At 61.4% G+C, this 11,326-nt stretch carries 9 protein-coding genes; 5 read left to right on the top strand and 4 right to left on the bottom strand.

Features of this window, described 5'->3' with window-relative positions; all coding sequences use genetic code 11:
* On the top strand, nucleotides 1-1,108 hold a 1,108-nt coding region (locus EN885_RS20275; RefSeq protein WP_164897885.1), incomplete at its 5' end, for a calcium-binding protein.
* 519 nt (nucleotides 1,109-1,627) lie between these two features.
* Nucleotides 1,628-2,374, top strand: a complete 747-nt coding sequence (locus EN885_RS20270; RefSeq protein ID WP_128242590.1) for an FkbM family methyltransferase — start codon at nucleotides 1,628-1,630, stop codon at nucleotides 2,372-2,374.
* Between the two features lie 60 nt (nucleotides 2,375-2,434).
* On the opposite strand, the gene EN885_RS20265 is transcribed toward EN885_RS20270, so the two are convergent.
* Nucleotides 2,435-2,737, bottom strand: a complete 303-nt coding sequence (locus EN885_RS20265; RefSeq protein WP_128242589.1) for a DUF982 domain-containing protein — start codon at nucleotides 2,735-2,737, stop codon at nucleotides 2,435-2,437.
* 217 nt (nucleotides 2,738-2,954) lie between these two features.
* On the opposite strand from EN885_RS20265, the gene EN885_RS20260 reads away from it, so the two are divergent.
* The 3 genes from EN885_RS20260 (at nucleotide 2,955) to EN885_RS20250 (ending at nucleotide 8,171) form a co-directional block, all read left to right on the top strand.
* On the top strand, nucleotides 2,955-4,016 hold the full coding sequence (locus EN885_RS20260) for a glycosyltransferase family 4 protein (protein ID WP_128242588.1): 1,062 nt from the start codon (nucleotides 2,955-2,957) through the stop codon (nucleotides 4,014-4,016).
* Nucleotides 4,017-4,065: 49 nt separating this feature from the next.
* Nucleotides 4,066-6,228: an amylo-alpha-1,6-glucosidase gene (locus tag EN885_RS20255; protein WP_095485218.1), complete on the top strand. Its 2,163-nt coding sequence runs from the start codon at nucleotides 4,066-4,068 to the stop codon at nucleotides 6,226-6,228.
* A gap of 164 nt (nucleotides 6,229-6,392) precedes the next feature.
* Entirely contained in the window at nucleotides 6,393-8,171 is a 1,779-nt protein-coding gene (locus tag EN885_RS20250; RefSeq protein WP_128242587.1) for a trehalose-6-phosphate synthase, read from the top strand.
* Between the two features lie 95 nt (nucleotides 8,172-8,266).
* Here the strand turns inward: EN885_RS20250 and EN885_RS20245 are convergent, their stop codons facing one another.
* From EN885_RS20245 to EN885_RS20235, 3 genes are read right to left on the bottom strand one after another with little or no spacing between them, the layout of a single operon-like run.
* Nucleotides 8,267-8,938 (bottom strand): ABC transporter ATP-binding protein, encoded by a 672-nt coding sequence (locus tag EN885_RS20245; RefSeq protein WP_126106501.1) that lies wholly within the window; start codon nucleotides 8,936-8,938, stop codon nucleotides 8,267-8,269.
* Nucleotides 8,935-10,176: an ABC transporter permease gene (locus tag EN885_RS20240; protein ID WP_095485221.1), complete on the bottom strand. Its 1,242-nt coding sequence runs from the start codon at nucleotides 10,174-10,176 to the stop codon at nucleotides 8,935-8,937. Before EN885_RS20240 ends, EN885_RS20245 begins: the two co-directional genes overlap by 4 nt.
* A gap of 7 nt (nucleotides 10,177-10,183) precedes the next feature.
* Entirely contained in the window at nucleotides 10,184-11,185 is a 1,002-nt protein-coding gene (locus EN885_RS20235; RefSeq protein ID WP_245329867.1) for an efflux RND transporter periplasmic adaptor subunit, read from the bottom strand.
* Nucleotides 11,186-11,326: the final 141 nt, after the last annotated feature.

The following is an 11,326-nucleotide window of genomic DNA, read 5'->3' as shown; positions in this document are numbered from 1 at the left end:
GGTTCCCAATCCTGCCTTTGACATGGCCTATAAATGGGCCTCGCAGAACGGCGAAACCTCGCTTGGCAACACTCCGTCGATGCAATCCTTTTTCCTGCAGCACAACACCAGCACCACGACCCCGCCTCCAACCGACACCCCGCCTCCTACCGACAACCCGCCTCCTACCGACACCCCACCTCCTACCGACACCCCACCTCCGACTACCGATAAACTCGACGGCACCAGCGGAGCCGATGTTCTTCGGGCAACCGGTGCCCACACAATGGCCGGCCATGGCGGCAATGATGATTACTATCTCGACAGTGCCGGCGACAAGGTGGTCGAGTCCTCTGGGCAGGGTCAAGACAGGGTGTGGACCGCTGTGGATTATGCGCTCTCAGCCGGTTCGTCGATTGAAGTCCTTGGCACCACTGAGGACGGCGGCACCACGGCGATCAACCTGACCGGCAACGAATTGGCCCAGACCATCCAGGGCAATGCCGGCGCCAACGTCATCAACGGCGGCGGCGGTGTCGATAAGTTGAGCGGCTTTGGCGGCAACGACGATTACTATGCCGACCATGCCGGCGATAGGGTGATCGAGTCCTCTGGCCAGGGTCAAGACAGGGTGTGGACCGCTGTGGACTACGCGCTCTCAGCCGGCTCGTCGATTGAAGTCCTCGGCACCACGAACGACGCCGGTACCACGGCAATCAACCTGACCGGCAACGAGTTGACCCAAACCATCCAGGGCAATGCCGGCGCCAACGTCATCAACGGCGGCGGCGGTGCCGACAAGTTGAGCGGCTTTGGCGGCAACGACATTTTCCTCTTCAATAGCGCCCTTGGTAACGGCAATGTCGACAGGATTACCGACTTCAATTCGTCCCAGAATAAGATCCACCTCGACGACGCGATTTTTGCCGGGCTCAAGTTGGGCACGCTCACATCCGACGCTTTCTTTGCGGGTAAGGCCGCGGATGATAGCTCCGACCATGTTATCTACAACAGTTCAACTGGAGCGCTCTCCTTCGACAGCGACGGCATCGGCGGCGCAGCTCAAACACAGTTCGCCACCCTTTCTCCAGGTCTCTCGGTTACGGCAGGCGCATTCTTTGTGACCTGAAGAGCTGGCGGGAAACGAGATCGCGCGAGGGCCAGCGGTCGCCAACAGAGACAGGTGGACAAACTGCACCTGAAGCCTGTCTCTTTGGCGAGCGTGGATGCTCTGGCGCGGACCGTCCCCAAAACCATTCTAGGCCATTTCGGCATAGTCGATTCCCCTCATGTCTTGCAAAGCAGGCTACCCTCAGCCCGTGGAGCTCCAGGAAACGGCAAGATTAGCTTAAAGTGCCGGTTCCCCTGAACCAGCAGCAGGCCAAAGGAACCGCGCTGGTTTCGTTGCGCAGTGTTTCGGCGAAACGTGTATGGCCTGTCATTCATTCGTAGGATGAGAGTTCATATCTCAATGGCTAGAAATTGAAGATGAGTGGACCTGCCCTTCTCCCGCACAAGGCGATGCGTGTCTGAGCTTGGAGAGAGTCCGGTAGACGTCAGTTCCGCGGGCAAAGCAGCAAGCGGGTTCTTAAAAACTGAGGATGCTAGGCCGCAACGGAGCCGGCAGTGCTATTGGCAATGAGGGGTCATGGGAAAGATCAAGCAATCCTTAGAGGTCTTACGAACCGAGGGACCTGGTCGACTCCTCCAGTTGTCGGCCCTGTCGCTGACCGAGCCGCTTAGATCGCAAGGGCTTCGCCCTCGCGTTGCGTCTGATGCAAGGCAGGCATTGTCCCATCTCAATTTGACAAAGCGAAGTCGCGGATTGTTTATCGATTGCGGCTCAAATATAGGCCAAGGGTTTAGATACTTTTCTGCATACTACACGCCCGATAGATACGATTACATTTTGATCGAACCCAACAAGAATTGCCTTGCTCAGCTTAATGCTTTGCGCGCAGAAAATTTGACTATGGAGATTGTCGCAAAGGCGGCAAGCGTGAAAGATGGCTACGCTGAATTGTTTGGCCCCCCTCCAGAACGGTCGGAGGCCACCCACCAAAGTTGCTCGCTAGTCTTGGACCACAACGGAAGCCTGTATCAATCGCAGCGATTTGCGCCGGACCTCGTCGAAACGTTTTCGCTCTCAGAGATGATCCGGACAAAGCGTAAGCTGTATGATGTGATCGTTCTCAAGCTCGATGTCGAAGGGGCAGAGTACGAAATTCTTGATGATTTGATCAGGGCTGGGACCCATCGTGATCTATATGCCGCCTATGTGGAATTCCACTCTCTTAAACTGAGGAATCCCGCGAGACGGGAGAAGCGCGCCCTGGAAGCTCAAATGGTGCGCGAATTCGATGAAGCCGGCATTCGATTTAGAAGGTGGATATAGCGTCCCGACAGGAACGCCAGCTCCGACACAGCGCTAGATCGAAGAAAAGTGGGCGGGCGTCTATCGCCTCGGCGAGTATACGCTGTCCATCTTTTCGGTGCCTATCGGCAGCGTCATGTCGTCATCCAGCAACCGGGTGATCCGGGCAAAGCCCGCAAAAGCCTTTCTTGCTTCCTCGGCAGACATCTGACCTGCCAGAGCCGCAGCGCAGCAGTTCAGCGCGCATTGATACACCGGCCCGCGCCGTCCTCTCGGCCATTTCCGCAAAAACGCCATCGCTTCATTAACGCCCTCAATGTCCTCCACAGGCTGTCCCTGCCCGTGCGAAATCCGCACAGGCGAAAAGAATTGTAGGCGATCCATTTGTTCCTCCCGGTCGATCGCGATGCGTTCGATCGAACCTAGTTAAATTCACGGCCAGCCAATTGGTTCCCGGCAAAAATGCCCACGGCCTTGATAAATGGCTGCGGACCAGCTGAATGAATCGCCAGTCATCGCCCGACTTCTTGCCGTTGCGGGAACGTTCGGGGGGCTGATGCATTTCGACTTCAGCGATGATCTTTGAGGGAAACGCCAGACTATGAGAATAGCCCATGTGGCGCCGCTCCATGAATCCGTGCCGCCTCGGCTCTATGGAGGTACGGAGCGCATTGTCTCCTATCTGACCGAAGGATTGGTCGAGCTTGGCCATGACGTAACCTTGTTCGCCAGTGGCGATACAAGGACGTCGGCAAAATTGGTACCGTGTCGCGAGCGAGCGCTGCGTCTTGACCCGCGCCCGCTGAAATCCGAGACAGCCGCGCATCTTTCGATGCTTTCCAAGGTGAGGAAACAGGCTCAAGAGTTTGATATCATTCACTTCCACCTCAGCCATTTTCTGCACCTTTCCTTCTTCGAGCACATGCCCGAGCGGACGGTGACGACGCCGCATGGCAGGCTCGACTATGTCGATCTGGCGCCGGCCTATGAACGTTTTCCACGCTTTCCGATGATCTCCGTTTCCCGTAGCCAAAGAACGGGGCTCGCCAACGCGAACTGGTTGGCGACGATCCACCACGGGCTGCCGACCGAGATCTACGAACCGGTTTTCGAGACGAGCCCAGGGAAGCCGTACCTCGCCTTCCTTGGCCGGATGTCGCGCGACAAACGTCCGGATCGTGCCATCGAGATCGCGCTGCGTTCGGGGCTGAAACTGAAGCTTGCGGCAAAGATCGGCGATGACGACCGCGCCTATTTCCGCAAGATGGTCGAGCCGCTGGTCGACGGTGACCGTGTCGACTATGTCGGCGAGATCGAGGAGGACAAGAAGGCGGAGTTCCTGGGCAAGGCAGCAGGCCTCATATTCCCGATCGACTGGCCCGAGCCGTTCGGTCTCGCCGTCATAGAGGCGATGGCCTGCGGCACTCCGGTGATCGCCTGGAACTGCGGCGCCATGCCGGAGATCGTCGATCAAGGAGTGACCGGTTTTATCGTGGATTCCATGGAGGACGCGGTCGCGTCTGTGCCCGGCATGCTACGGCTCGACAGGCGGGCGGTGCGAGCTGTCTTCGAAAGGCGGTTTTCCGCCGAAAGAATGACCCGCGACTATGTTTCCGCCTATGCGCGCCTGATCGGTGCCTCGGCCGAAGCAAGAGCGTCCTAAGCTGCGTTACCTCGGGGGCGCGGAGCGAAACGAGAGAGATGTGTAGCGAATGACCCAACTCGACGAGCGCAAGCTTGATCCCGCGGTGGCACTTGCCTCCTTGGACGCCACCGCACCTCGGGAGCCGCACCGGCTGTTCGCCCTCAAGCAAGGCGATTGTTTTGCCGTGGCCGACGCTTACGGCGATATCCGCGGCGCCGGCGACGGTTTCTTCCGTGACGACACGCGAGTGCTTTCCGAATTCCGGCTGACAGTCGGCGGCCGTCAAACGTCGCTGCTCGGCGCGTCGCTCAGTCAGGACAATGTGCTCTTCACCTCCAACCTGACCAATCTGCCGATGCAGAGCGTCCGCGGCCGAGACATTCCGCAGGGCGCGATCCATATCGAACGTGTCCGCCTGCTTTGGCAGGACCGGCTGTTTGAACGCATCACCCTTTCCAATTACAGCCAGGAACACTCCACCATCCGCGTTTCGCTGCACTTTGCCGCCGATTTCCGCGACATGTTCGAAGTGCGCGGCTCGACAAGGTTGAAGCGCGGCATGGCCCATGCTGCCGAAACGGATGCGACCTCCGTCCTGCTTCGCTACGACGGATTGGACGGGCTGGCGCGGATGTCGGCGATATCGTTCTCGCAGGCGCCGGACCATCTGGCGGCCGACCATGCGGATTTCCTGATTGCCGTGACGAGGCGCAGCAGCAAGGTGCTGTATGTCGAGGTTGGTCCCGAGGTCGCGGAAACGCCGAACCGCGATCGCTACCGCGCCGCCGCGGCCCGGGCTCGCTTCGGCATGCGGGCCAAGCGCCGCCATGGTGCCACGGTGCATAGTTCCGGGCGCGTCTTCAACGATTGGGTCGCGCGCGCCCGCGCGGATGTGGCGCTGCTGACCACCGAGCTTACGACCGGACCCTACCCCTATGCGGGCATTCCTTGGTTTTCGACGGCGTTCGGCCGCGACGGCGTGATCTCCGCGTTGCAGATGCTGTGGCTTAACCCGGGCTTGGCGCGAGGCGTGCTGGCCTTCCTTGCCCAGCACCAGGCGACGGAAACATCGCCGTTCAGCGATTCGCAGCCGGGCAAGATCATGCACGAGACCCGCAAAGGTGAAATGGCGGCACTGAGGGAGCTCCCCTTCGGCCGCTACTATGGCGGTGTCGACACGACGCCGCTCTACATCCATCTCGCCTGCGCCTATGCGGACCGCACCGGAGACATGGCGTTTGTCGACAGCCTGTGGCCGTCGCTCTGCGCGGCGGCTGAATGGACCGAGGACGCAAGCCGGCCGACCGGCTTCGTTACCTATCAGCGTGCCGCCGCGTCCGGCCTCACCAACCAGGGATGGAAGGACAGTATCGATTCCGTCTTCCATGCAGATGGCCGAATACCCAAGGGACCGATCGCCCTGGTGGAGGTGCAAGGCTATGTCTTTGCCGCGTTCCGGGGGCTGGCGGCGCTCGCCCGTCGCCGCGGCGAGGACGACAGGGCCGATCATTGGGACAGCCGCGCCGAGGCGATGCGCACCTCCGTGGAACGCCATTTCTGGCTGGACGATCTCGGCTTCTATGCCTTGGCGATCGACGGCGCCGGCGAGCCCTGCAAGGTGCGGACGTCTAATGTCGGGCATCTTCTCTATGTCGGGCTCCCCGAGCCGATGCGGGCGCAGATGGTCGCCGACCAGCTGCTTTCGGCGTCCTTCCATTCGGGTTGGGGGCTGAGGACGCTCGCCGACGATGCTGTGTTCTTCAACCCGATGTCGTACCACAACGGTTCGATCTGGCCACATGACACCGCCATGTGCGGCGCCGGTCTGGCACGCTTTGGCGAGCGTGAAAGCGTGGTGCGGCTGATGAGCAGCACCTTCGAATCGGCGGTCCATTTCAACATGCGGTTGCCCGAACTGTTCTGCGGTTTTACCCGCGCGCCGGGCGAAGCGCCGATCGCCTATCCCGTCGCCTGCTTGCCGCAGGCGTGGTCGGCCGGGTCTGCCTTCATGCTGATGCAGGCCTGTCTCGGCCTGGAGATCGACGGCTGGAAGGGCGAAATCCACGTCACCCGGCCCAGGCTGCCGATTGGTATCGACATGCTCACGCTGAGGCATCTGGGCGTTGGCGCAAGGGCGGTGGATCTGACATTTCAGCGCGTCGGCGACAGGGTCGTCGCCTATCTCGCCGACCGGCACGAGGGATTGGTGCCGCTCATCGTGCGGACCTAGTTTGGCTTTGCATATCGAATTGCCGCCTCGCTCCAACTACCGGAACCGATGGCCCATCCGTGCGTTGCAAATCATGCCGGCGCACAGCGGCATGTCACCAGTGGCCGGCTTCGAAAAACAAAGAAAAATGGCCACCGACCGGCCAAAGGGAAAACGCTGTTCCAATGTCAGACTATGGCATAGAGGCTCTCTTGCTTCTGATCCTTGCAAGCCTCGGCCTTTCCGCTGTTGCCGTGGTATTCTCGGCATTCCAACGACGCCACAGCCACACGCCAGCTGTCGCATACGCTTCAGGCGAGGACGTGGCTTCGGAAGCGGCTCGCAAAGTGCTGCGAGAATTTGAAAAGAACGGACACGCGGCCGATGCAGCGCTGATCACATGGTCACCCGACACCTTGCGCAAGATTCTGGCCGACGATCTGCCGGAAACGCAGGTGATCGTGGTATCCAACCGCGAGCCCTACATCCACAACATCGGGGATGATGGCGTCGAGCTCTTGGTACCGGCCAGCGGGCTGGTTTCCGCGCTCGAGCCGATCACCCGCGCCTGTGCCGGCACCTGGATCGCCTACGGCGGCGGAACAGCGGACCGTCTCATGGTCGACAAGAACGACCGGGTTGAGGTGCCGCCTGGCAATCCGTCCTACGCGCTGCGCAGGGTCTGGCTGACAGAGGAAGAATACAAGGGCTACTATCTGGGCTTCGCCAATGAAGGTCTGTGGCCGCTTTGCCATATCGCCTTCACCCGCCCGATTTTCCGCGCGTCGGATTGGGAGGCCTATGAGTCCGTCAACCGGAAGTTCGCTGATACGGTGGTTGCCGAAGCGCGCAACGCGCGGCCGATTGTGCTGGTCCAGGACTACCATTTCGCGCTCTTGCCGCGCATGATCCGCGAGCGCCTGCCCGAGGCGATCGTTATCACTTTCTGGCATATCCCGTGGCCCAACCCGGAAGTGTACAGCATCTGCCCTTGGCGTGAACGGGTCCTGGAAGGCCTGCTCGGCAGCTCCATCATCGGCTTTCATACCCAGTTCCATGCCAATAATTTCGCCGAAAGCGTCGATCGCTTCCTGGAAAGCCGTATAGAGCGGGCCGATGCGGCGATCTCCTACGGCGGACAGACGACGCTGGTGCACGCCTATCCCATCTCCATAGAATGGCCGGCCGAACTTTTGGCGAAACTGCCCGAGGTCGAAGAATGCCGCACCCGCCTGCGCGAGAGGTTCGGACTGAAAGCGGATGTCAAACTGTGCGTCGGCGTCGAGCGTCTCGACTACACGAAGGGCATTCTCGACCGTTTCCGGGCGCTGGAAGAATTGTTCACGAGACATCCCGAATGGGTCGGGAAACTGGTTCTGCTTCAGATCGCGGCACCCAGCCGGGGCACGCTCCCGGCTTACAGGCAACTCCATGATGAATGCCGTCGCTATGTCGAAGAGATCAACCAGCGCTACGGCAGCGAGGATTACAGTCCTGTCCTGATGATAGACAAACATCACGCGCAGGAACAGGTCTACGAGATCTATCGCGCCGCCGACATATGCATGGTCACCAGCCTGCATGACGGCATGAACTTGGTGGCCAAGGAATTCGTCGCAGCGCGCGACGACGAACAGGGTGTGTTGTTGCTCAGCACCTTTGCCGGCGCTTCGCGCGAGCTTCTGGAGGCATTGATCGTCAATCCGTACGATACGGCTATGACGAGCGAGGTGCTGCTGCAGGCGCTGACCATGACGCCGGAGGAACAGCGCGAGCGCATGCGACCCATGCGCGAGATGGTCCGCGACAACAATGTCTATCGCTGGGCCGGCAGCATGCTTCTGGATGCGGCCCGCCTTCGCAAGCGCGGCGACCTCGACCGGGTGATGGGTAACGGCGAGCGACCATCGAACAACAACAACGTCATTCCCATATTCGAGCGGGCAAGAAAGGCAGTGTCGTGACGATCCTTCGCTGACGCCGGCGCCGAAGCTGTCGGAAAGATGCCCTCGATCGCATCAACGCCCTGCCCCACGGCCCCGGCAACCGAAGAAGCTGATCAGCCGATCTTCCCGTCCACGATGTGAATGCGGCGATCCATGCGCGCCGCCATGTCGAGATCATGCGTAACCGCCACGACGGTCTTGCCGCGCTCGCGCACCAGATTCTCCAGGATTGCGAAGACCTGCTCGGAGCTCTTGCTGTCGAGGCTCCCTGTCGGCTCATCGGCCAGGATAAGCGGCGGGTCGTTGGCGAGCGAGCGTGCCACCGCGACGCGCTGACGCTGGCCGCCCGAGAGCTGGTCAGGCCGCTTGTCGAGATGCTCGCTGAGCCCGAGGGAGGAAAGCAGCTCCCCTGCCCGTTCGCGCATCTGAGGCCGCGCCAGTCGGCCCAGCTTGCGCATTGGGATTTCGACATTTTCGCGCGCCGTGAACTCCGGCAGCAGAAAATGAAACTGGAACACGAAGCCCAGCATCGAAAGCCTGGTCCGCGCGCGCTCCCTTTCATTCATCGGCTCGGTGTCGCGGCCGCCTATCCTCAACGTCCCAGCGGTCGGCCGGTCGAGCAGCCCGAGCAGATAGAGCAATGAGGATTTGCCGGAGCCGGAGGGACCGGTGACGGCGACGAATTCTCTCTCGTCGATCGCGAGCGTGATGTCCTTGACCAGCGTGACGGGAACCGTCTCAGGCAACACGCGCGTCAGTTTCTCGGCCTCGATGAGTGCGCTCATGACGCGCCTCTGATGATCTCGACGGGGTTCAGGCGCGCCGCACGGCGCGCCGGCAGGTAGCCGGCCACTGCCGCCGAGCCCAGCGCGAAAGCCGACGCGATGACGTAGTGCATCAAGCTCCAGGCGATCGGTAGCCGGGTCATCTCCTGGCCGGTCGCGGCGATCTCGAAGCGCACCAGCGACAGCGCATAGGTCATGGAGAAGCCGAGCAGCGCGCCGAGCACGGAGCCGGCAGCGCCGATCGCCACGCCTTCCAGCAGAAAGAGCCGGCGCATGTCGGACTCCGGGAAGCCAAGCGATTTCATGATGGCGATATCGCGCGCCTTCTCATGCGTGATCGTGGAGATGATGTTGTAGATGCCGAAGCCAGCGACCAGCATGATCGCGCCGACGACGGTGTACATGATGACGTTGCGCACGACGAGCGCTTCGAGGATCGATTCATTCGCCTCCTGCCACGCCACGGCTTTGTAGCCCAGTTCGGCCTCGGCACGGTGCGCCACCGCCGGAGCGCGGTTGGGATCGTCGAGCTTGATGCGGATCTCGTTGATGGCGTTCGGCCGCGCGGAGAGGATCTGCGCGTTCTTCAGCAGCACATAGGCCTCACCTTCGTCGCGCGCGGTGGTGCCGGTGTGGAACAGGCCAGCGATCTTGAAGTTGCGCGTCAGCCCCTCGGAGGAGACCGCCGTTATCGTGTCGCCGAACCCGGCGCCGAGTCGGCTCGCCATCGTGTCGCCGATGAGCACGTTATTGCCGCCCGCGGCAAGTGCCGAAAAGCTGCCTTCGACGAAGTCTCCGACGATCGGCGACACGCCGGACTCGCGCTCCGGTTCGATCCCAATGATCGCCGCGCCCACTTCGCGGCTGGAATAGCGGATCACCCCTTGCGCTTTGAGGCTTGCCGCGAACCGGCCGGGAAGCCAGCTCTCGAGCCAGGAGGTTGCGGCGGTCGGATTGATGATGCCGCGGCGATCGTCGCGCGGCCTGAGCCCGGAGATCGCAACTGTCGCGAAGGCATCCTCGGCTGGCTGTCGGCGAGCGGTGCGCTGCTCGTCGGTGATGTCGACATGCGGCATCGTGTCGACGAGCTGCCTGACGAAATCGTCCTGCCCGCCCTGCATCAGCGCCGCCATGGCGATGGAGAATCCGACACCGACCGCAACGCCGATCACGGCAACCAGCGTCTGGCGACCGCGGCCGGCGATATGCGTGATGGCGATGTCGAAGATGAGCGGCATCGTAGCTTTATCTCTCCTGAGCGGCGGTGATGCTTACGCGCCCTCCATCGGCCAGATCGGCGGGATAGGGCGAGATGACGCGAGCCTTCTCGTCGACACCAACCTTCCCGTCGGCACCCGACAGAACCTCGACGCCATTGGTGCCGCGAATGCCCGTTCGGATTTCACGCCGCGAGGCCTTGTCGCCTTCGACTACGAACACCTTGTTCCCATCCATCGCAGCGGACGGGATCAACAGGGCATTTTTCGCAACGCGGATGACGATGTTCACGTCGGTCGACATGCCTATACGAAGCGGCGTGTCGTCCGGCAGGCGGAAACGGACGCGATAGGTCTTCGTCACCGGATCGCCCTTGGGCGTGATGCTGTCGACCACCGCTTCCAGGTTCTGCCTGAGAAACGCATCGGATTTAAGCAGCGCGCGCTGGCCGACCTCGACCCGGGGTATGTCCTCCTCGTTGACCTCGGCGACCACCAGGAGTGGCTTGGGCTCGCCGACCCAGAACAACACCGTGCCGAGCTCGGCGACTTCACCCACCTCGCCGTCCTGCCTGAGCACGACACCGGCGCTCGGCGCACGTAAGACGTAGGTGTCGAGTCGCGCTTTCTGTCCGGCAACCAGCGCCTCGATCTGGCCGAGCTCGCTCTGCGCACGATCGAGCGCCTGCTGGCTCGCCGCACGCCTTTCAGCAAGCACCGTCAGCCGCCGAAGCTCTTCCTGGGCAAGCGCCTGGCGCGCTTCGAGCTCGCCAAGCACGGCCCGGGCTTCGCTGTCGTCGAGCTTGGCGAGCACGTCGCCTTGTGCAACCCTCGACCCCTCGCAATTACATTGCTCGACGATCCTCTCGCGGACCACGGGAGTGACCTTGGCCCAGGTTTGCGGCTCGACGGAGCCACTCGCGTAAACGATTTCCGCCGCGTCGCCGCGTTGTGGCGTCACGACCGAAACCTTGGCCGGCTGCCACAGATACCAAGCGCCGACAGCGGCAGCCGCCGCGACAAAAACGATGCCAACAGTCCAGCGTAGCCGTCGCAAGAAACTCTCCCTCCATCATCGAATCCGAACGTAGGGCGATAGCAGACATAGCACTAGACCGACCGTCGGTCTATAAAAGTTGCATAAAGATACGGTTCGTGCTCCTCTTGCCCC

The organism is Mesorhizobium sp. M6A.T.Cr.TU.014.01.1.1, assembly GCF_004022765.1.
In the GTDB taxonomy this organism is placed as follows: Bacteria; Pseudomonadota; Alphaproteobacteria; order Rhizobiales; family Rhizobiaceae; genus Mesorhizobium; species Mesorhizobium mediterraneum.
Note: the sequence above shows the minus strand (reverse complement) of the source record. Positions and strands in the feature narration are given on the sequence as shown.

Coding starts and splice junctions, on each gene's coding strand:
- EN885_RS20270 (WP_128242590.1), top strand. CDS start 1,628: ATGGGAAAGATCAAGCAATCCTTAGAGGTCTTACGAACCGAGGGACCT.
- EN885_RS20265 (WP_128242589.1), bottom strand. CDS start 2,737: ATGGATCGCCTACAATTCTTTTCGCCTGTGCGGATTTCGCACGGGCAG.
- EN885_RS20260 (WP_128242588.1), top strand. CDS start 2,955: ATGAGAATAGCCCATGTGGCGCCGCTCCATGAATCCGTGCCGCCTCGG.
- EN885_RS20255 (WP_095485218.1), top strand. CDS start 4,066: ATGACCCAACTCGACGAGCGCAAGCTTGATCCCGCGGTGGCACTTGCC.
- EN885_RS20250 (WP_128242587.1), top strand. CDS start 6,393: ATGTCAGACTATGGCATAGAGGCTCTCTTGCTTCTGATCCTTGCAAGC.
- EN885_RS20245 (WP_126106501.1), bottom strand. CDS start 8,938: ATGAGCGCACTCATCGAGGCCGAGAAACTGACGCGCGTGTTGCCTGAG.
- EN885_RS20240 (WP_095485221.1), bottom strand. CDS start 10,176: ATGCCGCTCATCTTCGACATCGCCATCACGCATATCGCCGGCCGCGGT.